This is a genomic window from Streptomyces sp. NPDC001450, from assembly GCF_053597295.1.
On the sequence record NZ_JBSFHY010000032.1, the window covers coordinates 68,303 to 90,553 of the forward strand.

22 protein-coding genes are annotated in these 22,251 nt (G+C 72.1%); 13 read left to right on the forward strand and 9 right to left on the reverse strand.

Annotated elements, in window-relative coordinates; translation table 11 throughout:
• Positions 1-199 precede the first annotated feature (199 nt).
• Positions 200-1,603 (reverse strand): glycoside hydrolase family 43 protein, encoded by a 1,404-nt coding sequence (locus ACWC5O_RS30385; protein WP_450590735.1) that lies wholly within the window; start codon positions 1,601-1,603, stop codon positions 200-202.
• A 274-nt stretch (positions 1,604-1,877) separates the two neighbouring features.
• Here ACWC5O_RS30385 and ACWC5O_RS30390 point away from each other — a divergent pair, with 274 nt between their 5' ends.
• Positions 1,878-2,876 carry a Vgb family protein gene (locus ACWC5O_RS30390; protein WP_450590734.1) on the forward strand — a complete coding sequence of 333 codons (999 nt, stop codon included), beginning with the start codon at positions 1,878-1,880 and terminating at the stop codon, positions 2,874-2,876.
• Between the two features lie 113 nt (positions 2,877-2,989).
• The gene (locus ACWC5O_RS30395; RefSeq protein WP_450590732.1) at positions 2,990-3,853 is read left to right on the forward strand and encodes an SCO6745 family protein; all 864 of its coding nucleotides are present in this window, start codon (positions 2,990-2,992) and stop codon (positions 3,851-3,853) included.
• A 76-nt stretch (positions 3,854-3,929) separates the two neighbouring features.
• Here the strand turns inward: ACWC5O_RS30395 and ACWC5O_RS30400 are convergent, their stop codons facing one another.
• Complete coding sequence (locus ACWC5O_RS30400; RefSeq protein WP_450590730.1) at positions 3,930-5,138, reverse strand: cytochrome P450; 1,209 nt, start codon at positions 5,136-5,138, stop codon at positions 3,930-3,932.
• Positions 5,135-5,845, reverse strand: a complete 711-nt coding sequence (locus ACWC5O_RS30405) for a tRNA-dependent cyclodipeptide synthase (RefSeq protein WP_450590729.1) — start codon at positions 5,843-5,845, stop codon at positions 5,135-5,137. The genes ACWC5O_RS30400 and ACWC5O_RS30405 overlap by 4 nt, the downstream gene beginning before the upstream one ends.
• A gap of 189 nt (positions 5,846-6,034) precedes the next feature.
• Here ACWC5O_RS30405 and ACWC5O_RS30410 point away from each other — a divergent pair, with 189 nt between their 5' ends.
• From ACWC5O_RS30410 to ACWC5O_RS30425, 4 genes are all read left to right on the forward strand, one after another.
• Positions 6,035-6,901, forward strand: a complete 867-nt coding sequence (locus tag ACWC5O_RS30410; RefSeq protein ID WP_450590728.1) for a fructosamine kinase family protein — start codon at positions 6,035-6,037, stop codon at positions 6,899-6,901.
• Between the two features lie 178 nt (positions 6,902-7,079).
• Entirely contained in the window at positions 7,080-7,271 is a 192-nt protein-coding gene (gene tgmA, locus ACWC5O_RS30415) for a putative ATP-grasp-modified RiPP (protein ID WP_014670659.1), read from the forward strand.
• 17 nt (positions 7,272-7,288) lie between these two features.
• Positions 7,289-8,272, forward strand: coding sequence for an ATP-grasp ribosomal peptide maturase (gene tgmB / locus ACWC5O_RS30420; protein WP_450590727.1), 984 nt, complete (start codon positions 7,289-7,291; stop codon positions 8,270-8,272).
• Between the two features lie 35 nt (positions 8,273-8,307).
• Entirely contained in the window at positions 8,308-9,219 is a 912-nt protein-coding gene (locus ACWC5O_RS30425; RefSeq protein WP_450590726.1) for a Gfo/Idh/MocA family protein, read from the forward strand.
• On the opposite strand, the gene ACWC5O_RS30430 is transcribed toward ACWC5O_RS30425, so the two are convergent.
• Together ACWC5O_RS30430 and ACWC5O_RS30435 are read right to left on the reverse strand one after the other, a co-directional pair.
• Positions 9,216-9,536, reverse strand: coding sequence for a hypothetical protein (locus tag ACWC5O_RS30430; RefSeq protein ID WP_450590725.1), 321 nt, complete (start codon positions 9,534-9,536; stop codon positions 9,216-9,218). The two genes, ACWC5O_RS30425 and ACWC5O_RS30430, sit on opposite strands and share 4 nt — an antisense overlap.
• A gap of 44 nt (positions 9,537-9,580) precedes the next feature.
• Entirely contained in the window at positions 9,581-10,489 is a 909-nt protein-coding gene (locus ACWC5O_RS30435; RefSeq protein WP_450590723.1) for a GNAT family N-acetyltransferase, read from the reverse strand.
• 236 nt (positions 10,490-10,725) lie between these two features.
• Here ACWC5O_RS30435 and ACWC5O_RS30440 point away from each other — a divergent pair, with 236 nt between their 5' ends.
• Entirely contained in the window at positions 10,726-11,832 is a 1,107-nt protein-coding gene (locus ACWC5O_RS30440; RefSeq protein ID WP_450590721.1) for a PP2C family protein-serine/threonine phosphatase, read from the forward strand.
• Positions 11,833-11,864: 32 nt separating this feature from the next.
• Here the strand turns inward: ACWC5O_RS30440 and ACWC5O_RS30445 are convergent, their stop codons facing one another.
• Together ACWC5O_RS30445 and ACWC5O_RS30450 are read right to left on the reverse strand one after the other, a co-directional pair.
• Positions 11,865-12,305: an Lrp/AsnC family transcriptional regulator gene (locus ACWC5O_RS30445; protein ID WP_450590719.1), complete on the reverse strand. Its 441-nt coding sequence runs from the start codon at positions 12,303-12,305 to the stop codon at positions 11,865-11,867.
• A gap of 38 nt (positions 12,306-12,343) precedes the next feature.
• Positions 12,344-13,693 (reverse strand): transaminase, encoded by a 1,350-nt coding sequence (locus ACWC5O_RS30450; protein ID WP_450590717.1) that lies wholly within the window; start codon positions 13,691-13,693, stop codon positions 12,344-12,346.
• A 279-nt stretch (positions 13,694-13,972) separates the two neighbouring features.
• On the opposite strand from ACWC5O_RS30450, the gene ACWC5O_RS30455 reads away from it, so the two are divergent.
• Positions 13,973-14,440 carry a hypothetical protein gene (locus ACWC5O_RS30455; RefSeq protein ID WP_450590716.1) on the forward strand — a complete coding sequence of 156 codons (468 nt, stop codon included), beginning with the start codon at positions 13,973-13,975 and terminating at the stop codon, positions 14,438-14,440.
• 4 nt (positions 14,441-14,444) lie between these two features.
• Here the strand turns inward: ACWC5O_RS30455 and ACWC5O_RS30460 are convergent, their stop codons facing one another.
• Complete coding sequence (locus ACWC5O_RS30460; RefSeq protein WP_450590715.1) at positions 14,445-14,570, reverse strand: hypothetical protein; 126 nt, start codon at positions 14,568-14,570, stop codon at positions 14,445-14,447.
• A gap of 266 nt (positions 14,571-14,836) precedes the next feature.
• On the opposite strand from ACWC5O_RS30460, the gene ACWC5O_RS30465 reads away from it, so the two are divergent.
• Together ACWC5O_RS30465 and ACWC5O_RS30470 are read left to right on the forward strand one after the other, a co-directional pair.
• Complete coding sequence (locus ACWC5O_RS30465) at positions 14,837-16,087, forward strand: serine hydrolase domain-containing protein (protein ID WP_450590713.1); 1,251 nt, start codon at positions 14,837-14,839, stop codon at positions 16,085-16,087.
• 117 nt (positions 16,088-16,204) lie between these two features.
• Entirely contained in the window at positions 16,205-17,437 is a 1,233-nt protein-coding gene (locus ACWC5O_RS30470; protein WP_450590711.1) for a cytochrome P450 family protein, read from the forward strand.
• Positions 17,438-17,554: 117 nt separating this feature from the next.
• Here ACWC5O_RS30470 and ACWC5O_RS30475 read toward each other — a convergent pair whose 3' ends face one another.
• Positions 17,555-19,093, reverse strand: coding sequence for a helix-turn-helix domain-containing protein (locus ACWC5O_RS30475; RefSeq protein WP_450590710.1), 1,539 nt, complete (start codon positions 19,091-19,093; stop codon positions 17,555-17,557).
• A 315-nt stretch (positions 19,094-19,408) separates the two neighbouring features.
• On the opposite strand from ACWC5O_RS30475, the gene ACWC5O_RS30480 reads away from it, so the two are divergent.
• The 3 genes from ACWC5O_RS30480 to ACWC5O_RS30490 all read left to right on the forward strand — a co-directional run bounded on the left by ACWC5O_RS30480 (position 19,409) and on the right by ACWC5O_RS30490 (position 22,245).
• Positions 19,409-20,029 carry an L-threonylcarbamoyladenylate synthase gene (locus ACWC5O_RS30480; RefSeq protein ID WP_450590709.1) on the forward strand — a complete coding sequence of 207 codons (621 nt, stop codon included), beginning with the start codon at positions 19,409-19,411 and terminating at the stop codon, positions 20,027-20,029.
• A 112-nt stretch (positions 20,030-20,141) separates the two neighbouring features.
• A complete protein-coding gene (locus ACWC5O_RS30485; RefSeq protein ID WP_450590707.1) occupies positions 20,142-20,897 on the forward strand; it encodes a dienelactone hydrolase family protein in 756 nt (251 codons plus the stop codon).
• Between the two features lie 148 nt (positions 20,898-21,045).
• A complete protein-coding gene (locus ACWC5O_RS30490; protein WP_450590705.1) occupies positions 21,046-22,245 on the forward strand; it encodes a glycoside hydrolase family 64 protein in 1,200 nt (399 codons plus the stop codon).
• Positions 22,246-22,251: the final 6 nt, after the last annotated feature.

The following is a 22,251-nucleotide window of genomic DNA, read 5'->3' on the forward strand; positions in this document are numbered from 1 at the left end:
CCGTGGCCGGGCAGCGGATTCGACATCGGCTGAATGAACCCGGCCTCGACATGAACCACCGTCAGTCAGGCGGTCGCCCCGCACCATCCGGGCCGCCCAGCCGTGTCATCGCTCCACCCGTCTGCCCCAGCGACACGCCGGAACCCCCCTCGTTCGGACCAGCCCCGTCACCCGACCGCCCGCCGCTCACCCGGCGCCGTCAGTAGCCCACGAAGAAGGTGGCGTCCGCCTGGTCCGTGGCCGTGGAGATCGGGTCGATGCGCAGGACGTAGTCCGAATGCCTGATGTGACGGGTGGGGTAGTTGTACGAGCGGAAGGACGTCCAGCCGGCGTCGGCGAGGCCCGCGGTCCGGTAGAAGGTGGCGTCCTGGGCGTACGTCGAGGTGCCGTCGTTCACGTCGAGACGCAGCTGGTACGCGTAGTGCCGCAGATAGCGGGTCGGGTAGTTCACCGACTGGAAGGAGACGCCGGAGCCGTCGGCCAGGCCGGGGACGAGTTTCCACTGGGAGTCGGTGTACGGGTCGAAGGGGTAGGCGTCGATACGGCCCACGTAGTCGGCGTGGCGGATGTAGCGGTCCGGATGGTTGTAGGACTGGATCCGGTTCCAGGCGGGTGCGCCCCACCTGGCCACGAGGTTGGTGTACTCCGTGGTGGTGATGGGCTGGACGGTGCCGTGCTTGGAGTTGACCGGCTGGGTGTAGGTGCGCTGGTCGAGGGCGGTCCAGGTGCCCGCGGCCAGGTCGGTGCTCTGCCAGGCGTAGAAGACGCCGTTCGGCGTGTAGGTGTCTCCCCACAGCCACCAGGATCCGGAGGTCCGGGACTTGACGAGGATGGGGGCCTCGGTGCCACCGTGGGCGACCGGTGTGCTGAAGACGGTGAAGCTCCCGGGGTCCAGCGAGGTGGATCGGGCGCCGACCAGTGCCTGCGCCGAACTGCTCTTGAAGTAGAGGTAGTTGACGCCGTTGACGCCTACGGCCAGGTCTGCGTCGATGACGTCGTAGCCGGGGTCGAAGAAGACCTGCGGGGTGGAGACGGTCTGGAAGTCGCTGGTGTAGTTCACCATGATCACGTTGTGCCCGCCGGAGTTCACGGACGAGTAGATGATGCCGTACCGGCCGCGGCCCGCGTCCCAGAAGGCCTCCGGGGCCCAGCTGTGGGTGTTCATGTCGTGCAGCTTCAGGCGACGGTAGTTGGTGAAGGTGCGCAGGTCGGCGGAGTCCCAGACGTGGATGTACTGGCTGACGTAGCTCCAGTCGGTGCCCTTGAGGTCGGTGGCGAGGACGACGAAGGCGCCGTTCTGCTTGCGCAGGATGAACGGGTCGCGCAGTCCGCCGGCGCCTTCGGTCGGGGTGACGACGGGGTTGTTCTGGTTGAGCGGCATCCAGCGCAGCGCGTCCGTGCTGACGGCGAGGTGCAGGCCGTAGTCGGTGCCGGTGCCGTTCGGTGACTCGGTGAAGTACCCCATCACATAGGCGGAGTCCGCGGCGTGGGCGGGGCGGGCACCCAGGGCCAGGTCGGTGGCCGCTGCCAACGGCACCGCCGCGGCCATGCCGAGGAACAGCCGACGTGAGGGCAGGCCTGGGCGGTGGGGGGTTGCGCGCATGTGGTCTCCCGGGACTCTTCAACTGCCGGTATTTCGAACGGAGTTCGGTAAGTCGGTCAGAAAGTAGAGGTGCGGGAGGGGCGCGTCAATGCCTGTGACGGGGAAGAGGGCTGTGAGGCAGGGGCGCGCCCATGGGGAGCGGACGCCGTCGCCCATCCGGGCCGGTGCGGTCGTCCGGCCGTGCGGACACCCCTAGCCTGAGGGCGACGATCCATCACGGCACGGCGGTGCCCCTGTGTCCCTCGCCCCGCCGAGAACGAGAAGGGGCCGCTCCATGCCCGCCGCCGCAGCCATGCCCGGACGCGGCACCCGCCGACTGCTCACGGCGTTCCTGGGTGCCCTCGCCTGCGTCGCCGTCGCCGCCCCGGCCCGGGCCGACGTCGGCGATGCGACGGAGTACCCGATCACCACCACGGCCGACACCCTCCCGGCCGGCCTCACCACGGGACCGGACCGGGCGCTGTGGTTCGCCGCGTCCGGAGTCGGGCGGATCGGGCGGATCACGGTCGAAGGCAAGGTCACCGACTTCCCCACCTCCGGTCCGGACAGCTCTCCGCTCGCCGTCACGGCGGGCCCGGACCAGGCGCTGTGGTTCACCGAGGGGAAGGCGAACAGGATCGGCCGGATGACCACTTCCGGACAGCTCACGGGGTTCCCGGTGCCCACGGCGGACGGCTTCCCGGCCGGGATCGCGCCCGCACCGGACGGCGCCCTGTGGTTCACCGAGGCGAACGGCAACAAGATCGGCCGCATCACCACCTGCGGCCAGATCAGCGAGTACCCGGTCCCGACCCCGAGCGCCTCCCCCCACTCCATCGCGGCGGGCGGGGACGGAGCGCTGTGGTTCACCGAACTGACCGGCGGGAAGATCGGGCGGATCGACAGCTCCGGCCGGATCACCGAGTTCGCGCTGCCTCCCGAGGCCGGCTTTCCCGACGACATCGTCACCGGCCCCGGCGGCATGTGGTTCACCACGTCCGGCTCGAACTCGGTCGACCGGATCGACTCCACCGGACACGTCACCCGGATCCCGCTGCCCGCCCCGGACAGCAGTCCCAGCGGCATCACCCTCGGGCCGGACGGACAGGTGTGGTACGCCGATGAGGTCGGCCGGATCGGTCGTGTCGACGCGACGGGCAGGATCACCAGCTTCCCGGTGCCGGGCGGCGCGGACAAGGTGCCGTTCCGCATCGCCGCCGGTCCCGACCGCGGGGTGTGGTTCACGGGACTGCTCGGCAATGCCATCGGGCGCGTCCAGGCCCTGCCCGAGTGATCACACTGGCCGGAAACTGACCCGTACCCGCTTGTTATGACAGCCGTCATAGCGCAGGCTGGTGCCGACAGCACGGCAGGCCGACGCGGTGGGAGGAAGCAGTGGCGGGCGGGATGGCACGGACGATGTGGGAGCGGTACGAGCCGGTGCACGATCTCGTGTACTTCGCGCCCGAGGCGAGGCAGGCGGCGGACCGGCTGGGGATGCGCGGGTTCTGGATGGGGTACTTCGCGCTGCGGGCGGCCCCGCTCGGCGCGGCGCCGGCGTCCGTGGTCACCGGTTCGTTCTACGTCTTCCACCCCGCCCGGGTGTCCCGTGCGCTGCCCGACGCCTGGGGGTACGCGGCTCCGGAGGATGTGCTGGCGGCCCGGTGGGAGGCCATGGACGCGGCCATGACCCGTCTGTTCGGGCCGGACGTGACGGGTTCAACGGAGCTGGCGGAGGCGGCCGACCTCGCGTGGGAGGCGGCGGCCGCGGCGGACGTTCCGGGACGGGTACTGGCCGCGGCCAACCAGGCGCTGGAGCGGCCCGAGCGGGCGACGGTACGGCTGTGGCAGGCCCTGACGACCCTGCGCGAGCACCGGGGCGACGGGCATGTCGCCGTCCTGGTGGGCCTGGGGCTCGGGCCGGTCGAGGCGATGGTGCTCAAGGCTGCCGCCGGGGAGTCGGACGGGGTGTTCCTGCGCGAGACCCGCAGGTGGGAACCGGCGGACTGGGCGGCGGCCGAGGCCGCCCTGCGGGAGCGCGGCTTCCTCGCCGAGGACGGATCACTGACCCGAGCGGGCGTCGCCGGGCGCGCGCACATCGAGACGCGGACCGACGAGGCGGCCGAGCGCCCGTGGACCGCGCTGGGTACGGAACGCTCCGCACGCCTGGCCGAGCTGCTGGAGCCGCTGGCCCGCACCGTCGAGGTCTCGGGGCTGCTGCCGCCCGGCAATCCGGTGGGGCTGACGCGACGGGAGTCCGCGCGCCGGTGACGGTGGCGCACGTCGGCGTCCCCGTCCGGGGTGCCGGACCGGGGACGCCGTACAGGACGTACGGGGAGCCTGTGGGTTACCAGGCCACCGGGAGCCGTTCGGGGATCCGCTTCATGAAGCCGGTACGCCACACCAGTTGGCTCGACGGCACGGCGAGCGCGAGGTCCGGCAGGCGTTCGAGCAGGACCTCGAGGGCGATCCGGGCGTGCGCGCGACCAAGTGCGGTGGCGGGGCAGTAGTGGGCGCCGCCGCCGAAGGAGAGGTGGTCGGCGGTGTTGTCGCGGTGGACGTCGAAGCGGTGCGGGTCGGGGAACTTCGCCGGGTCGAGGTTGGCGCCCTCCACCAGGACCAGGACGAGTTCGCCCCGGCGGACCTGCACGTCGCCGAGCCGGACGTCCTCCAGGGCGAGGCGCGGCAGGGCGTCGCCGATGGAGAGGTTCACCCGCAGCAGTTCCTCCACGCCCGGGCCGATCAGGTCGGGGCGGTCCCGGAGGAGGTCCCTGGCTATGGGGTGGGTGAGCAGGTAGACCAGGGCCATGGCGAGGAAGCCCGAGGTGGAGATGGTGCCGGCGCCGAACATGGTGACGCCGACGGTGGCCAGCATCTCGTCGGTCAGGTGGGCGTAGTCGGGGTCGTCGCGCAGGGCGGCGAGTTCGCCCATCAGCCCGTGGGTGGCCGGGTCGTCGAGCAGGGCGGTCATCCGGGCGATGTCCCGGTCCCAGTTGATCTTCGCGCCGGTGATCGGGCACGCCGAGTTCATGAAGGCGATGTCGAGGCTGCGCAGAAAGGCCGGGGCCTCGGTCTGCGGGATGCCGAGGATGCGGCAGTGCATGCCCGCGGAGTACGGCTCGCAGAACGCCTGGCGCAGGTCCGCCGTCGGCCCTTCGGCCGCCATCAGGTCCACCAGGCGGTGGGCCTCCTCGCGCAGCCGGTCCAGGAGGCCGGGGGCCTTGGGGTTGAGCGCCTTCATCACCGCCCGGCGCAGCCCCGCCCCGGTGATGTTGCCCATGTTGTTCACGACCTCGGGCGGGATCGTGAGCGCGTACTGGCGGGGGACGCCGGGTGCGGAGGTGTCCTTGAGGGAGAAGCGGTCGTCCTTCAGGACCCGCTGGCACAGGTCGTAGGAGGAGACCAGCCATGCCGCGTCGCCGGCGATGGTCCGCACGCGCCGTACCGGGGTGGCAGCGCGCAGGTCCTCGACCTCGGCGGGCACGCGGGTGCCGTCCCAGGAGAACGGGAAGTCCAGCAGCGGCGCATCGGTGCGGATGTCGGGGGCGGTGGTCATGCCGCGGCTCCTTGCTGGGCGGCGGGCGTCACGATGGCGTGGCCCTGGTTGCGGGAGGCGCGCAGTCCGGCGCCGCGGGAGTACAACAACTCGGCCATCGGCAGCAGTTGGTGGTAGCAGTTGAGCGATGAGGGCACCTTGAGGATGGCGGGGGTGTCCAGGAACAGCGGCGCCTCGGCGCACACGTACTCCAGGCACACCTCGCGCTGCCGCTCGCTCGCCTGCTCGCCGCGGGCCGACAGGAAGCGGCTCACCAGGGCGTTGCAGACGCGCCGGAAGTCGCCGTCGCAGCGCAGCCTGCGCCGCAGCTGCCGGTGGATCTCCTGGTAGGCGGGGTTGGTGCGGAAGGCCGACATCGGGTGCCAGTCGAGCCGGGTGCCCTCCGGGTCGGCCTCCGTCACCGCGTCGCGGACCTTCGCGCGCACGCCCCGCAGGTTCTTCACCGCCTTGCGGCGGGCCTCGTCCGGCGCGTAGCCGGAGGCCTCGTACATCTCGGCCACGTACAGGTCGGTGTAGACGAAGTCGACCCTGTCGAAGTGGTCCAGCCCCCAGCGGGCGAGGTCGTGCAGGCGTTGGGCGGAGAAGTAGCTGTTGCCCGGGGACACGCCGATCACGGCGTGTGCGCCCTCGCCGAAGATGACTTCGCAGTGGGGGGTGTAGGGCTGAACCTCGAAGACGTCGGCCATCAGCACGGATGCTGTGGTCAAGGGGGATAACCCTCCGCCGCTCGCTAGTCCCGTCAGGGCCCTGTGCCCCTGGTGTGGCGACGCGGCGCCCTCACGCTAGTCGTACGACGTCAACACGGGTAGTTACTACTCGGGTTTGGCCGAAATCAGTCGTATCAACGGTCGAAGTACTCTCAGAGGAACCTCATTTACGGGCCGTACGCTGGGGCCGTGGTCAACCGAGACGAGGATCCAGGGCAGGTGGCGTCCCGGCTCACCGGGCGCCGGGCCACGACCGCGCGGACGCCGTCCGGGTCGCCCGCCGAGGTGACGCTCGAGGACGGAACGGCGGTGATGGTCAAGCGTGGCGACGCCCCGGGCGCCGTGCGCGCCGAGGTGACCGGGCTGCGCTGGCTCGGCGCGGCGGGAGCGGTCCGGGTGCCGGAGGTGCTCGGCCACGACGAGCGGTGGATGGTCACCGAGCGCGTACCGACCGGGCAGCCCGAAGGCGCGGCGGCGCTACGTTTCGGCCAGGCCCTCGCCGCCCTGCACGCCACCGGGGCGCCGGCGTTCGGCGCGCCGCCGCCGGGCGGCCCTCAGGAGGCGTATATCGGCCTCGCGCCCATGCGCAACGTCCCCGGGGAGGACTGGCCCGGCTGGTACGCCGAGCACCGCGTGCTGCCGTACCTGCGCGAAGCGGTGGACGCCGGCACCATGCGGGGCGCGGAGGCCGCCGTGATCGAGCGGGTCTGCGAGCGGCTCCCGGAACTCGCCGGGCCGGCCGAGCCGCCCGCCCGGCTGCACGGCGACCTGTGGAACGGCAATGTGCTGTGGGCCACAGACGGGGAGGTCCGGATCATCGACCCGGCTGCCCACGGCGGGCACCGGGAGACCGACCTGGCGATGCTCCAGCTGTTCGGCTGCCCGCATCTGGACCGGGTGCTGGCCGGGTACCAGGAGGCGGCGCCGCTGGCCGACGGCTGGCGGCGGCGCGTCGGCCTGCACCAGCTCTTCCCGCTGCTGGTGCACGTGGTGCTGTTCGGCCGCGGCTACGCCGAACAGGCCCTCGCCGCGGCCCGCGACGCCCTCACCAAATGAACGGAACGAAGGCCACCGCACGCCGGACAGCGGACCGCGCAACTCCCCTCGGCCGACCCGACGTCCTCCTACCCGACGCCCCGAACGACCCCTCTCCGGACCCCGGTTACGGAGTGTAAGGAAACCAACCACCCGTTCGATTCGTATAAGGACGTGAAAGCCGAATCAGGGAGAGACCATGCAACCGTTCACGCTCAACTACGCGCGCCCCGCTGTGCAGTTGGACGTCACCGCTCCGTACGCGTACGACTCCGGACTGCAGTTGAACGTCCTCCCGGACGGGCGGATCGCCGCCACCGACCACGCGACTCTGAGAGCACTGGGGACAACGACCTCCACGGCCGGCTCCAAGACGCACTTCGACGACTGAACGCGGGCTTGCGCAAGATGACCGTGCTCATCCTGACCAGTGAAGAGGACGTGACGGCGGACATGGTGGTCCTCCGGCTGGGCGAGGCCGGCGTGCCCGTGGTCCGGCTCGATCCCGCCGACCTCACCAACGGCGTGGCGCTGTCGGGCGAGTACGTGCAGGGCGCCTGCCGCGGACACCTGTCCGTCGGCGGGCGCCTGGTGAGCATGAACGGCCTGCGCTCCGTCTGGGTGCGCAGGCCGGGGGACGCGGCCACCCGCGCCGGCCAGCCCTCCGCCTGGCTGACGGAGGAGTCCTCCCAAGCGCTGTACGGCATGCTGCGCTGTACCGGCGCGCGCTGGATGAACCATCCGGACGCGGCCCGCCGCGCCCGCCACAAGCCCTGGCAGCTGCGGCTCGCCCAGCTCAGCGGGCTCGCCGTGCCGGCCACGCTGATCACGACGTTTCCGCAGGCGGCCCGGGAGTTCGCCGAGCGTTTCCCGGACCTGGTGGTCAAGCCCGTCTCCGGCGCGCACCCCCAGGAGCCGCCGCGGGCGGTGCCCACCAGCCGGGTCGCGCCGGACGCCGACTTCGCGGCCGTCGCCTTCGGTCCGACCCTGCTGCAGCGGCGGATCCCCAAGAGGGCCGACATCCGGCTCACGGTCGTCGGCGAGCGGCTGCTGGCCGCGCGCAAGCCCGCCGACCCGGACGGCCACCCCGACGACATCGACGTCCGTTTCACCCCGTCGGTCTCCCCCTGGCTCCCGGCGGAAGTGCCCCCGCGCGTCGCCGAGGCCGTCCTCCGCTACATGAAGGACGCTGAACTCGCGTACGGTGCCTTCGACTTCGCGGAGGACACGGACGGGATCTGGTGGTTCCTGGAGTGCAACCAGTCGGGCCAGTTCGGCTTCGTCGAGATGGACACCGGCCAGCCGATCGCCGAGACCATCGCGCGGTGGCTGGCCGGGCACGGGGAGCACTCGGTCTCGTACGTCAACGGCGACCGGCACACGGCTTCGTGAGACCGTGGCGACCGGTCCGCAGAAAGGAACGCGAGATGCGCATCGGACTGCTGGGAACGGGCCCGTGGGCCCAGGCGGCCTACGCCCCCGCGCTGGCCGGGCACACCGGCCTGGACTTCGCCGGGGTGTGGGGCCGCCGCCCGGAGGCGGCCACCGCGCTGGCGGACCACTACGGCGTCCAGGCGTACGACGGCGTGGACGCGCTGCTGGCCGACGTGGACGCGGTGGCGGTGGCCCTTCCCCCGTCCGTGCAGGCCGAGTTGGCGGTACGGGCCGCCCAGGCGGGGCGGCATCTCCTCCTGGACAAACCCCTGGCCGTGGGGGCCACCGAGGCGCGGGCCGTGGCCGAGGCCGCGGAACGGGCCGGGGTGGCCTCGGTCGTGTTCTTCACCACACGCTTCCAGAAGGAACCGGAGGCCTGGATCGACGAACAGGCCGCCGCGGCGGGCTGGTTCACGGCGCGGGCGCAGTGGCTGGGGGCGGTGTTCACGAGCGACAGCCCGTTCGCGGCCTCCCCCTGGCGGCGGGAGAAGGGCGCGCTGTGGGACGTGGGACCGCATGCCCTGTCGGTCCTGCTGCCGGTCCTCGGCGACGTACGCCAGGTCCTGGCGGCGGCGCACGGTCCCTCCGACACCGTGCACCTGGTCCTCGACCACGCCACGGGCGCGTCCAGCACGCTCACGCTGAGCCTGACGGCACCGCCCGCGGCGGCCGGGGCCGACCTCGAACTGCGGGGCGAGGCCGGTGTGTCGCTCCTGCCGAGAAGCTCCGAGGGCGCCGTTCCCGCCCTCACCCGCGCCGCCGACGCCCTGCTGACCTCCACCCGCAGCGGCCGCCCGCACCCCTGCGACGCGGCGTTCGGCCTGCGGGTCACCGAGATCCTGGCGGCGGCGGAGGCGAGACTGACCGGGGAACCGGCCGACCAGCCTCCGGCCTCCCTCGCCTAGTCCTCCTCGAACGGCTCGTCGCTCCACCGGAACCAAGCCCGGTCTCCCTCGATGTGCAGCAGGAACTCGGGGACCGGGCCCTCCGGCGAGGACAGCGAGACACGCCGCCGTATCTCGTCGTACGCGGACTCCCACTCCTCCCGGCGCTCGTCCTCCAGCAGGGCCAGCTCACGGACGAAGAGGTCCTGTACGGCGGCGAAGCCGGGGCCGGTGGTGAGGCTCCCCGACAGCCAGGGGAAGTCGGCCGCGTCGATCAGGATCTCGCCGACGGGCTCCGCCCCGGCGCGCACCCGCCACACCTCACCGTCGAACCCCATGGCCCCTCCCCCGCTCGGCCGCCGTCGATCACCCCGTCAGCATGTCACCCGGCACTGACAACGCGCTCGGACCAGAAGTTGAGGCGTTCCTGTACGACGGGGTAGCCGGCCCTGGTGAAGTGTGCGGCCATCGGGACGTTGCCCTGGTCGGTGGCGGCGGCGATGAACTCGGCGTCGCGTTCGACGAGGAAGTGGGTGCACTCGGCGAGCAGGTCGTAGGCGTAGCCGTGGCCTCGGTGCTCCGGCAGGACGCCGATGAAACCGATGCACGGTCCGGACGGATTGCGGGCCGGGATGTGGATACCGACCGGCTCGCCCTCGGGCGTGCGGGCGAGCTGCCACCACTCGCGCGGTGACGGGAACCAGCGGAAGATGTCGAGTTCCTCCTGGGCGGCCTGGTCGACCCCGCCCTGTTCGATGGCCCGCCGGGCGTGGGAGTCCAGGGTGACGGAGTGGATGCGGCGCAGGGCGTCGAAGAAGACGGCGTCGTCCGGTTCGGCGGAGAAGACGAGGCGTCCGGGGCGCTCGGGCAGGCCGTGGTCCGGGGTCCAGCGGTAGATGAAGCGTTCCACCAGCGGTTCGTATCCGGCTGTGCGGGCGGCGGCGGTGCGGGTGGTGACGGCGGCGGGCAGACCGGGGACGTCCCGCCATCCGGGGGGCAGGTCGAGTTCGAGCTCCTCGGTGCGCCAGGGTGCCGTACGCAGGAGTTCGGCTCCCGCGTCCTCCTCGCCCTCGGCCACGTCGAACCAGTTGATGACGAGCGGCTCGGGGTCCTCCGGCCGGGCCCACCAGGCGGCGCGGGCCACGACCCGGCCGTCGCGCAGGGCGACCCGCTTCCAGTCGGGCCGGTACCGGGTCCGCCGGTGCTTCTCGCGGAAGTCCAGCGGGTCGGGCAGGGTGTCGAAAAGGTGAGCACTGTTCTCGTCGAGCGTGCGGATGACCACAGCGGTCATGGATTCCTCCGGGATGCGTGCTGCGTACAGCGGGGCGCGCTCCCGGTCGGGTCAGAGGTGCTACGCCCGAGGAACGGGAAGGCGGGAGCGCTGGGTGGCTGCGGACTGCATGACGACGCTCGCCTTCTTCCGGTGCCGTCTCGGGCGTGCCGCACACGCTAGGCGGACGGACGGCCGGGTGTCGACCGCTTTTCTCGCGGTGCACCCCCTTCCCGGCGACGGCGTAGCGTGGAGATGTGAGATCGGTGCGCGGCTCGTCGTCGCGGCGGAACCGGGAGGAGCGCGGCTGGCTGCGGGGCGCGCCACCGCCGCCATGGGTGCGGGTGCTGCCGGTGGCGCTGCTGGTGGGGGTGACCGCAGCCGCGTTCATCACTCCGCACGCAGGCGATCTCGGTTTCCTGCTGGGCGCGATCCCGCCGCTCGCCGTCCTGTCGTACGGGCCGGTGGGGACCGCCGTCCTGGGCGCTCTGGTCGTCGTGGCGCTGCACATCCCGGCGACGCACCTGAACCGTCCGGGCAACACCGATGTGCTCACCATCGTGTTCGTCGCCCTGCTTAGTGTGTTCCTCTCCTATGTGCGCAGGCTCCGGGACGCCCAGCTGGTCATGGAGCGCGCGATCGGCGAGGCCGTGCAGCGAGCCGTGATGCCGCCGCTGCCGGAGCGCATCGGGCGGGTGGGGTGCGCGGGCTTCTACCGGGCCGCCCAGGACGGGACGCTGGTGGGCGGTGACTTCTTCGACGTGCGGGCGGGGCCGCACGGCGTCCGGGCGGTGATGGGGGACGTACAGGGGCACGGGCTGGCGGCGGTCGCGACGGTGGTGTCGCTGCTGGGCGCGTTCCGGGAGGCGGTGCTGGACCAGCCCGACCTGGCGTCGGTCGCGGCCCGTATGGACCGCAGACTGGCGGTGGACTCGGCCGGGGTGCGGCATGCGGAGCTGTTCGCGACCGCGGTGCTGCTGGAGTTCACGCCCGACGCGCGGGCGGTGCGGATGGCCGCCTATGGGCACCCGGCCCCGGTGCTGCTGCACGACGGCAGGGCCCGCGAGGTGACCGTCACGTCGGCTCCCCCGCTGGGCCTCGGGCTGATCGGCGCCGATCCCCCCAAGGAGGTCACCGTGCAGCTCGGGCCGGGCGACCGCCTGCTGCTGGCCTCCGACGGCGTCTGGGAGGCCCGGAACGCCTCCGGCACCTTCTATCCGCTGCCCGAGCGGCTGTCCGACATCGCGGACACCGTCTCCGGTGACCTGGCCGAGGCCGTGTGGGCCGACCTCGGGCTACAGCACTTCGACGTCCGCGACGACGCCACCCTGCTGGTCCTGACCCCCGTGCCGCCGGGTACCTGACCCGGCACCCCGTGCCTGTGCGGAGACACGGGTCAGCCCACGTCCCACAGGAACCGATGGGTGTGAATGCCGAAGTACGGGAAGGACTGGATCTCACGCACGCCCTCGATGGGCCGGACCACGTCGTTGACGAAGTCCAGCAGGTCCTTGGGGCCCGGCGCGACCACCTCCGCGAACAGGTCGAACCCGCCGGACGTCAGCACCGAGTAGACCACCTCGGGGCGTTCGGCGAGGGCGTCGGCGACGACGCGCGGGTCGCCGTCGACGCCGATGCCGAGCAGGGCCATGGCCTGGCCGCCCATGGCCATCGGGTCGGTGACGCCGACGACCTGAACGGTCCTGGAGTCCAGCAGGCGTTGCAGGCGCTGACGGGCCGCCGAGGCGGACAGGCCGACCTTCGGGCCGAGGTCGGCATAGGCGATACGGCCGTCGGTCTGCAGCTCGCGCAGAATGGCCCGGTCGATCTCGTCCACGACTCTCCTTTCGTGCCGTCCCGGGTGGACTTCCCGGCTCAGCCGGCCAGTTCGGCGAGGGCCGCGGCGAACACCTCGGTGTGCGTGTCGACGTCCTGCTCGGTGGTGTCGGGGCACATGAGCGCCATGTTGTGGAACGGGGTCAGCAGGATGCCCCGGTTGGCGAGGTAGAGGTGCAGGAAGTCCTCCAGCTCCGGGTCGGCCGCCGCGGCGGACTCGGTGCCCGTGCGGGGCGCCGGCGAGGTGAAGCGGTACTCGGTGCGGGCGCCGAGGCGGCTGACGGACCAGGGCAGCTGGTGGGCCTCGATGCCGGCCCGGACGCCCGCCTCGAAGCGCTCGGAGAGCTTCGCCATCCGGGCGAAGGCCTCGTCGGTGAGCACGTGCTCCAGCGTGGCCCGGGTCGCGGCGACCGACAGCGCGTTGCCGGCGAGGGTGCCGCCGACGCCGCCCATGTCGACGAGGTCCAGGTCGGCGCGGTCCAGCAGCCGCTCGGCGAGGTCCGCGGAGAGGCCGTAGGCGCCGGCCGGGATGCCGCCGCCGATCGCCTTGCCGATGGTGAGCAGGTCCGGCTCGAGGTCCCAGGCGGCCGTGCAGCCGCCGGGGCCGGCGGAGAAGGTGTGGGTCTCGTCGTTGATGAGCAGGGCGCCGTACCGTCTGGTCAGGTCACGTACGCCCGCGAGGTAGCCGGGCTCGGGCAGGACGATGCCGATGTTGGTGAGCGCGGGCTCCATGAGGACGGCGGCGACGTCCCCGTGGGCCAGCTCGCGCTCCAGTCCGGCGAGGTCGTTGAACTCGGCGACCCTGCTGGTCAGGGTGACGTCACAGGGGGCTCCGACGTTGCCGGGGCGGGCGGCGCCCCGGCCGTCCGGGCCGACGACGATCAGCGACTCGTCGACGCTGCCGTGGTAGCAGTAGCTGTTGACCAGGATCTTCGGGCGCCCGGTGACGGCCCGGGCGAGCCGGATCGCCCACCGGTTGGCGTCGGTCGCGGTGAGCGAGAAGCTCCACCGGGCCAGGCCGAAGCGGCGGGTCAGCTCGGCGCCGACCCACTCGGCGTCCTCCGTGGGCAGCATCGCGGTGGCCCCGCCCAGGCCGGCGTACCGGCGGTCGACGGCCTCGGTGACCGCGGCGGGCGAGTGACCGGCCATCGCGCCCGTGTCACCGAGGCAGAAGTCGATGTACTCGTGCCCGTCCACGTCGGTGATCCGTGCGCCACGCGCCCCGGCCAGGTAGCGCGGGAAGGCACCGGCCGTCTTGTTCATCCAGGTCATCGGCACCCGGCCGAAGAGGTGGTCGGCGCGCGCGTAGGCCGCCTTGGAGCGCGGGTTGCGGCGTTCGGCCTCGGCGCTCTCGCGGGCCAGGAGGGCGTGCAGACGCGTGCGGTCCATGGAGTACCTCGATGCATACCGGGGACGGAACGGTCCGAGCATACGAGCGAAAACGTGATGACATCAAGAGCTGACGCTCGAATCGATTGCCATCACGCTTGAATCGAGTGTCGGCTGGACGCTCGGCCGCCATGACCGTGATGCCCCAACTGGCGAACCATTGCCCGGTGTTCGAACGCGACGTCTTAAACGCCAGGGTTCGCCACCCCTTCCGCCAGGTAGAAATATCTATCAGCATGCATATGCCGGATTGCTGTGCAGGATCACGCGGAGCGGTGCATGACGAACAGGATGTGGATGCGGGGCGTCGAGTGGCTCGCCGCGGCGGCTGCCGATCCCCGCGCGTGCAAATGGGAGTGGGACCACGGGGAGGGGATCTCACTGCTGGAAGCGGGGCGCTTCTGGGACGTCCTGAGCGTTCCCGAGCGGCTCGGCCTGCTCACCCTGGACCTGCTGTGGCGGCCCTCGCTGCCCGTGCCGGGGCCGACCCTGGTGGACACCGCCGCGGGTCGGGTCGGCTTCTTCCTGCCGCCGGACCCGTCCGGGGGCTGGGTCGGCGCCGGCCTGCGGTACGCGGCCAAGGGGTCCTGGGTCGCCGTACCGCCGCCGTACCGGCCCGCCCGCTCCCTGGAGTGGCTGGTCCCGCCGGACGGCACCGGCAGCCTGCACCGGCCCGGCACGCTGGAGGCGGCGCTGCAGGAGGCCAACGGCACGCTGGCGGTCCTCGCGCCGCTGTGCGGGCCCTAGCGGATCAGGCGCGCTCGGACTCGGGCACGATGCGCAGCGCAAGCCCGGCGAGGGTGACCCGGAGCACGTCGGGTTCCGCGGGGACGGTGCGCCCCTGGGTCCGCCACTCCGCCACGAGTTGGGCGTACATCGGCTCTCGGGTCCGGTCCGCCGGGGCCCTGCGGCTGCCGCGCCACCGGTACGCTCCGCTCCGCCCGCTCACCGGGCCGGGTGAACACACCCCTCGAACGGGGCCTTCCACCCGTCCGGCAAGCGTCCCGGAGCAGGGCGGATCATGCCGCCGAGGGGCCTGCCCGGCCGACAGGCGCGGCCGGGTGCGCGCTCCTATGCTGGGGAGCCAGGGCTCCGACGTCTCGCCCGCCGCACGTTCTGCTCCCACGTGCTTGGAGTCAGGCCATGTCGCATTCATCCGCACGCCTGCGCCGGGGGGCCGCGGTCGCCGTCGTGTTGGGAACACTGACGGTGCCGCTCGGCGGCGCTCCCGCAGGGGCGGCACCGGCCTCCGTACCCACCGCGTTCGCCACCGGCCGGCCCACCCCCTCCCCTTCGGGGACGGAGGTCCGCACGATCACGCCGGACGTGGCCCGCGAACTCGACGCCGCCGTGCGGAAGGTGATGACCGAGGCGAACGTGCCCGGCGTGACGGTCGGCGTCTGGACGCCGCACCGGGGCAGCTACGTCAGCTCGTTCGGCGTCGCCGACGAGAGCAGCGGCCGGCCGATGACACCGGACCTGTACACGCGGATCGGCAGCGAGACCAAGACGTTCACCGTGACGGCACTGCTGCAGCTGGTGGACCAGGGCAAGGTCGGTCTGGACGATCCGATCGGCAAGTACGTCGACGGGGTGCCGAACGGGAACGAGATCACGCTGCGGCAGCTCGCCGGGATGCGCAGCGGGCTCTTCAACTACTCCCAGGACGACGACTTCTTCAAGGCGCTCACGTCCGATCCGCAACGTCCCTTCACGCCCCAGCAGTTGCTCGCCTACGCCTTCAAGCACCCGGTGCTGTTCCCGCCGGGACAGAAGTTCTACTACAGCAACACCAATCTCATCCTGCTCGGTCTGGTCGTCGAGCAGCAGAGCGGACAGCGCCTCGGCGACTACATCCATCAGCACATCCTGGAGCCCGCCGGGATGAAGAACACCCTGTTCCCGGCCGGCGCGGAGTTCCCCGCCCCGCACGCTCAGGGCTACACGAACCAGACGGCCGACGGCAAGATCGCGGACACGGCCGACTGGAACCCGTCCTGGGCGTGGGCGGCCGGCGCGATGATCTCCAAGCAGGACGACCTGCGGTTGTGGGCGCGCACGGTGGCGACCGGCCAATTCCCGGACGGCAGCCGGATGATCAGCCCGGCCACGCAGAAGCAGCGGCTCATCACCCCGGCTACGCCGATCCCGGGCGCCGGGTACGGGCTGGGCATCTTCAACGTGCAGGGCTGGATCGGCCACAACGGTTCGCTTCCGGGCTACGAGTCCCTGACCATCTATCTCCCGGCGGCACAGGCGACCCTCGTGGTGCTGCTCAACACCGACATCGACCACAACGGCCAGGAGCCGAGCACCCTGTTCGGCGAGGCGATCACGAAGGTCATCTCCCCGGACCACGTCTTCGACCTGCCGGCCGAACCCGCCGCCAGGTGAGGTCTCGACCTGGGCGGTTTCCGGTCGAGTCGAGGACGCCCTGTTCGCTGCCGGACGACGACGGTGTGTACTGGACCGCGCCCGCCTCGCGAGAGCCGACCAGCCAGGAGAGCCGTCGTGACCGTCACCGACCGCATCCCGCTCGACCCGTTCGGCACCGACATCGTCGCGGAGAGCGCCCGGCTGCGCGCCCTCGGCCCGGTCGTCCCCGTGGAGCTGCCGGGCGGCATCCCCGCCTGGGCACCCACCGGGTACGACGTCCTCAAGGAGCTGATCCTCGATCCCCTGGTGAGCAAGGACGCGCGCCGGCACTGGCGGCTGTGGCCGCAGACCGGCGAGCGCCCCGCCTGGAGCTGGATCGTGACCTGGGTGGGCGTGGTCAACATGCTGTCCACCTACGGTCCCGACCACACCAGGCTGCGCAAGCTGGTGGCGCCGAGCTTCACGCTCCGGCGCACCGAGGCGCTGCGCCCGCGCGTGGCGGTCATCACCGCCGAACTGCTGGACACGCTCGCGGACGAGGGCGCCGACGGCCGAGCCGTCGATCTGCGGGCCGGGTTCGCCCATCCGCTGCCCATGCGCCTGATCTCCGATCTGCTGGGTGTGCCCGGCGAGTTGCGCGCGGACGCCGCGCGCCTCATCACCGACATCTTCGACACCTCCGACCCGAGCCCGGAGAACGCGGCGTCCGTGCAGGAGCGGATCGGCACGGTGCTGGGAGCGCTGCTCGCGTACCGGCGCAACGATCCGGGCGACGATCTCACCACGGAGCTGATCCGGGTCCGGGACGAGGACGGCGACCGGCTCTCCGACGAGGAGCTGCTGCACACACTGCTGCTGGTGGTCGGCGCCGGGTTCGAGACCACCGTCAATCTCATCGGCAACGCGGTCGTCGCCCTGCTGACGCGTCCCGCGCAGCTGGCGGCGGTGCGCTCCGGGGAGATCGGCTGGGCAGGAGTGGTCGAGGAGACGCTGCGGGTGCATCCGTCGGTCGCCGCGCTACCGCTGCGCTTCGCGGTCGCGGACCTGAAGGTCGGTGGCGTGACGGTCCCGGCCGGGGACGCGATCATCACCACGTACGCGGCCGCCGGCCTGGACCCGGCGCGCTACGGGCCGCACGCGGCCGACTTCGACGCGGCACGCGGCGCCGACGACCATCTGGCGTTCGGGATCGGCGTGCACCGCTGCATCGGTGCTCCGCTGGCCCGCATGGAGGCGCTGACGGCACTGCCCGCGCTGTTCGCCCGCTTTCCGGAGCTGCACCTGGCCGTCGGCGCCGAGGAGCTGCGGCAGGTGCCGTCGTTCATCGCCCACGGCTGGCAGGAGGTACCGGTCCGGCTGGGCGGCTGAGACACGTGCGGGGCTCCGACCGGTCCCCCGTTCCGGTCGTGCCCCGCGACTGCTGAACTTACGTGCGGGACACGGCGGTGGGTATCGCGCCGGTGCCCTTTCCGGACCGGCGAGGACTCACTTGTGCACAGGGGAGTCCGGTTGGCCCCGGTTCGCGCCGCCGATCGCGGGTGCGGCGAGGGCGCCGGTGGCCAGGTGGGCGAGGACGACCTCGTACAGGTCGCTGCCCATGGCGAGCAGCTGGCGTTCCAGGACCGGTTCGGCGGCCCGGACGTGGTCGCGTACGGTCTGGGCGTGCACGCCCAGGTCCCGGGCCGTGCGTTCGGCGTTCGAGTCCGCGGCGATCCAGGCGCGCAGGGTGCCGCGCAGGTCGCGGCCGTCGCCGTCCAGGCGGCCGAGGAGGTCCTGCGCCCAGGCCCGCAGCGCGGGCGAGGCGAGCAGGTCGCCGAGCCTGTCGGGGACCGGGTGCGGGGCCGTGGCGTCGGGGTCGTACGGGCCCTGTACCGCCTCGGTGTTGAGCGCGAGGTGGGCGGCGGCGCGGGTGGTGAGGTGGGAGAAGTCGGTGCCGAGCAGCGCCTCGACACGGTCCATGCGGGCGCGGACGGTGTTGCGGCTGACGCCGAGGACCTTGGCGGCGTTGACGGCGGTGAACTCCAGACCCAGCCGGGTCGTGGCGAGCAGTTCGGCACGGATGTGGTGGGGCAGCATGTCGAGGGGGCGCAGCACGCCCGCGGACCAGGCGCGCAGGGCGACGGGGTCCATGAGCCGTTCGGGGTGGGTGCGTTCGGCGTAGACGGCCGTCTGGTCCGGGCGGAAGCGGGCGACGGCGAGGGCGCTGATGGCCTGCCCGTAGGCGGTGGCGGTCCGGGCGAGGCGCTGACGCAGGCTGCCGCCGAGGAAGGTGCCCGGCCGGCCGTCGACGAGGGAGCGCAGCCGGTCCCCTGCCGCCGGCCGGGGGCTGACGACGATGACGTGCCCGTCCATCGCGGGGCAGCGCACGACGAGTGCCAGGCCTTCGGTGATGTGTGCGCAGGCGTCGGCGAGCGCGTCCCGCTCGGCGGGCGACACCTCGACGACGTAGACGCACGCGGTGTCCTCCTCGAGCAGGCCCGGCCACAGTCCTGCCGCGACCCGGCGGGCGGAGACGGTGTCCTCCACCATCAGCAGCTGCAGGATGGCGAGCCGCAGGTCCGCCGTGGCCCGGCGCAGCCGGTTCCCGTCGTCCGTCAGCTTCCGCTCCCTCAGGAGGAGTTCGAGCACGGAAGCGGTGCGGTTCACGACGTCGGCGGCGCGCCGGTCGAAGGGGTCGGGGCGGGCCACGGCGAGCACCGCTCCCGCCGCCGGGCCCCGTTCGGGGTGCCTTATCCCGACCAGGCGGACATGACGTTCGCCGTCCTCCAGGGCGGCCGCGGAGATCCGGCCGGTGACCACGTCGGCGAGCACGGTGCCGTCGAGCGGCAGGCGCTCACCGGCGAGGAGGCTTCCGTGGGCGTCCTGGAGGCAGACCGTGGCCCCGACGGTCCGCGCGAGCCAGGCGACGACCCGGCGCGGGTCGCGGCCGGCGGGACGCAGCTGGTCGAGCAGCTGCTCCGCCCACGTGGTGTCGGAGTCCCGCGGCTGCTGGGCGTGAGGGCCCTCGTCGGCTCGGCCGGCCACGTCGCCCTTCTCCTCGTCGTCGGTTTGACCTCGGCTTTCGAATGTGGACGTTACCCCAAGCGGGGCCTCACGCCTCCCGTTGGTGGCGAGCGCGAACGCGGCGGCGGGGACATGGCACCCCGGGCAGGGGATCGGGCACCAGCCGGATGTCCCACAACTCCGGTACGTCCGTTGGCAGTTCGCCGTTCGGCTGCGGCCCGCATCCGGGCAGTGGCGAGACCGCGCCCGGCAGGCAAAGCGCACCGTCCTCACGGGCATCGCGGCGCAGCGCGCCGGAGCCGGGCGCGGCGCCCGGCGACGGCATAAGCTCGGCGGATGGCGAAGTACTTCGACGTGCACCCCGAGAACCCCCAGCCGCGCAGCATCGCTCAGGTCGCCGACGCGATCCGCTCGGGTGCGCTCATCGCATACCCCACCGACTCCTGCTACGCGCTCGGCTGCCAGCTGGGCAGCCGGGACGGCATCGACCGGATCCGTTCCATCCGTCGGCTCGACGACCGGCACCACTTCACGCTGATGTGCCGGGACTTCGCACAGCTCGGCCAGTTCGTCCGCGTCGACAACGACGTGTTCCGGGCCGTCAAGGCGTCGACTCCAGGGAGCTACACCTTCATCCTGCCGGCCACCCGCGAGGTGCCGCGCATGCTGCAGCACCCCAAGAAGAAGACCGTGGGTGTGCGCATCCCCGACCACGTGGTGACCCAGGCGCTGCTGGCCGAGCTGGGCGAACCGCTGCTGTCCAGCACGCTGCTGCTGCCGGACGAGGAGGAGCCGATGACACAGGGCTGGGAGATCAAGGACCGGCTCGACCACGTGGTGGACGCGGTGGTGGACTCCGGGGACTGCGGCACCGAGCCGACCACGGTCGTGGACTTCTCCAGCGGCGAGGCGGAGATCGTGCGGCGGGGCGCCGGGGACACCTCCCGGTTCGAGTAGAGGACGCAGGTCCGGTCCCGGCGGTGTGGATCTTGCGTGGCAGCATGAGAGGTACACGCGGCGACGAGGGGCATCCGCCTCCCGCCGCTGATTCCTCAGGAGGCTTCTCAGCATGACCGCCGTACAGGGAACAGCCGTCGACATCCCGACCGAGGACGGCACCGCCGACGCCTACCTCGCCCACCCTGCGGACGGGAACCCGCATCCGGGCGTCCTGCTCTACCAGGACGCCTACGGCCTGCGCCCGCAGCTGAGGGCGATGGCCGACCGGCTGGCCGGCGCCGGCTACACGGTCCTGGTGCCGAACGTCTTCTACCGGCACGGCCGCACCCCGATCGGAGAGCTTCCGGAGTTCATCGACCCCGCGGCCGACCCGACCATCTGGGAACGGATCGGCCCGGTCATGGCCTCCCTCACCCCCGAGCGGATCAGGCGGGACGCGGACGCCTACCTGGGCTGGCTGGCCGACAGCCCGCTGGTCGCCGACGGCCCGGTCGCGCTGACGGGTTACTGCATGGGCGCCCGACTGGCGCTGCGCACGGCGGCCACCCATCCCGAGCGGGTGGCCGCGGCGGCCGGCTTCCACGGCGGCCGGCTGGCCACCGACGCCCCGGACAGCCCGCATCGCGGCGCCGAGCACATCACCGCCGAGCTGTACTTCGGCCACGCCGACCAGGACCAGTCCATGCCCGAGGAACAGATCCGGCTCCTGGCGGACACGCTCACCGCCGCCGGCGTGCGGAACACCTGGGAGGTCTACCCGGGGGCGCGGCACGGCTACACGCAGGCCGACACCCCCGCCTACGACCGGGAGGCCGACGAGCGGCACTGGGCGGCGCTTCTCGACCTGCTGAATCGCGCCTTCTGAGGTCTGCGGGGCACCCGCCAAGCGGTGAGCGCCGCCGGGATCCCGTTCAACTCATTGACATGCACCCGCCCGACCGCAACGCTGAGAGCGCTCTCAAACAGGTACGGACCAACGTCCGTACGACCCCGACCCCACACGGAGGTGGAGAGTGCTCCCCAGCATCACGCGCCCCGCGCTGCCCCTGGCGGCCGCGGCGGCCCTGGTCGGCGGCCTGCTCACGCTGGCCGCACCGGACCGCGCCGGTGCCGCCGTGCCGGACACCGTCCCGCTGCAGATCACCAACAACTCAGGCCGCTCCGACCCGGTCTACGTCTACGACCTCGGCACCCAGCTGTCCTCGGGACGGCAGGGCTGGGCCGACGCGAACGGCACCTTCCACGCCTGGCCGGCGGGCGGCAACCCGCCGACTCCCGCGCCGGACGCGGCGATCGCCGGGCCCGCCGCCGGGCAGTCCAAGACGATCCGCATCCCGAAGTTCTCCGGCCGGATCTACTTCTCCTACGGCCAGAAGCTCGACTTCCGGCTGACCACCGGCGGGCTGGTGCAGCCGGCCGTGCAGAACCCGTCCGACCCGAACCGGAACACCCTGTTCAACTGGTCGGAGTACACGCTCAACGACTCCGGGCTGTGGCTCAACAGCACCCAGGTGGACATGTTCTCGGCGCCGTACGCGGTCGGCGTGCAGCGCTCCGACGGCAGCGTGAGCAGTACCGGGCATCTCAGGTCCGGCGGCTACACCGGCTTCTTCAACGCGCTGCGCGGGCAGCCGGGCGGCTGGGCGAACCTGATCCAGACGCGCTCGGACGGCACCGTGCTGCGCGCCCTGTCCCCGCTGTACGGCGTGGAGACCGGGGCCCTGCCGGCGAACGTGATGGACGACTACGTGAACCGGGTGTGGCAGAAGTACTCGACGTCGACCCTCACGGTCACGCCGTTCACCGACCAGCCGGGCACCAAGTACTACGGCCGGGTCTCGGGGAACGTCATGAACTTCACCAACTCCTCCGGCGCGGTCGTCACCAGCTTCCAGAAGCCGGACGCGTCCAGCATCTTCGGCTGTCACAAGCTGCTGGACGCCCCCAACGACGCCGTGCGCGGCCCCATCTCCCGCACGCTGTGCGCCGGTTTCAACCGCTCCACCCTGCTGGTGAACCCCAACCAGCCGGACACCTCGACGGCGAACTTCTACCAGGATCCCGTGACCAACCACTACGCGCGCAAGATCCACGCACAGATGGCCGACGGCAAGGCGTACGCGTTCGCCTTCGACGACGTCGGCAACCAGGAGTCGCTGGTCCACGACGGCAGCCCGCAGCAGGCGTATCTGACGCTGGATCCGCTGTCCTGACAGGCC

What these genes read in the sequence shown, in the direction of transcription:
- ACWC5O_RS30385 (WP_450590735.1), bottom strand. Translation starts at nt 1,603, where the DNA reads ATGCGCGCAACCCCCCACCGCCCAGGCCTGCCCTCACGTCGGCTGTTC.
- ACWC5O_RS30390 (WP_450590734.1), top strand. Translation starts at nt 1,878, where the DNA reads ATGCCCGCCGCCGCAGCCATGCCCGGACGCGGCACCCGCCGACTGCTC.
- ACWC5O_RS30395 (WP_450590732.1), top strand. Translation starts at nt 2,990, where the DNA reads ATGGCACGGACGATGTGGGAGCGGTACGAGCCGGTGCACGATCTCGTG.
- ACWC5O_RS30400 (WP_450590730.1), bottom strand. Translation starts at nt 5,138, where the DNA reads ATGACCACCGCCCCCGACATCCGCACCGATGCGCCGCTGCTGGACTTC.
- tgmA (WP_014670659.1), top strand. Translation starts at nt 7,080, where the DNA reads ATGCAACCGTTCACGCTCAACTACGCGCGCCCCGCTGTGCAGTTGGAC.
- tgmB (WP_450590727.1), top strand. Translation starts at nt 7,289, where the DNA reads ATGACCGTGCTCATCCTGACCAGTGAAGAGGACGTGACGGCGGACATG.
- ACWC5O_RS30425 (WP_450590726.1), top strand. Translation starts at nt 8,308, where the DNA reads ATGCGCATCGGACTGCTGGGAACGGGCCCGTGGGCCCAGGCGGCCTAC.
- ACWC5O_RS30430 (WP_450590725.1), bottom strand. Translation starts at nt 9,536, where the DNA reads ATGGGGTTCGACGGTGAGGTGTGGCGGGTGCGCGCCGGGGCGGAGCCC.
- ACWC5O_RS30435 (WP_450590723.1), bottom strand. Translation starts at nt 10,489, where the DNA reads ATGACCGCTGTGGTCATCCGCACGCTCGACGAGAACAGTGCTCACCTT.
- ACWC5O_RS30450 (WP_450590717.1), bottom strand. Translation starts at nt 13,693, where the DNA reads ATGGACCGCACGCGTCTGCACGCCCTCCTGGCCCGCGAGAGCGCCGAG.
- ACWC5O_RS30455 (WP_450590716.1), top strand. Translation starts at nt 13,973, where the DNA reads ATGACGAACAGGATGTGGATGCGGGGCGTCGAGTGGCTCGCCGCGGCG.
- ACWC5O_RS30460 (WP_450590715.1), bottom strand. Translation starts at nt 14,570, where the DNA reads ATGTACGCCCAACTCGTGGCGGAGTGGCGGACCCAGGGGCGCACCGTC.
- ACWC5O_RS30465 (WP_450590713.1), top strand. Translation starts at nt 14,837, where the DNA reads ATGTCGCATTCATCCGCACGCCTGCGCCGGGGGGCCGCGGTCGCCGTC.
- ACWC5O_RS30480 (WP_450590709.1), top strand. Translation starts at nt 19,409, where the DNA reads ATGGCGAAGTACTTCGACGTGCACCCCGAGAACCCCCAGCCGCGCAGC.
- ACWC5O_RS30485 (WP_450590707.1), top strand. Translation starts at nt 20,142, where the DNA reads ATGACCGCCGTACAGGGAACAGCCGTCGACATCCCGACCGAGGACGGC.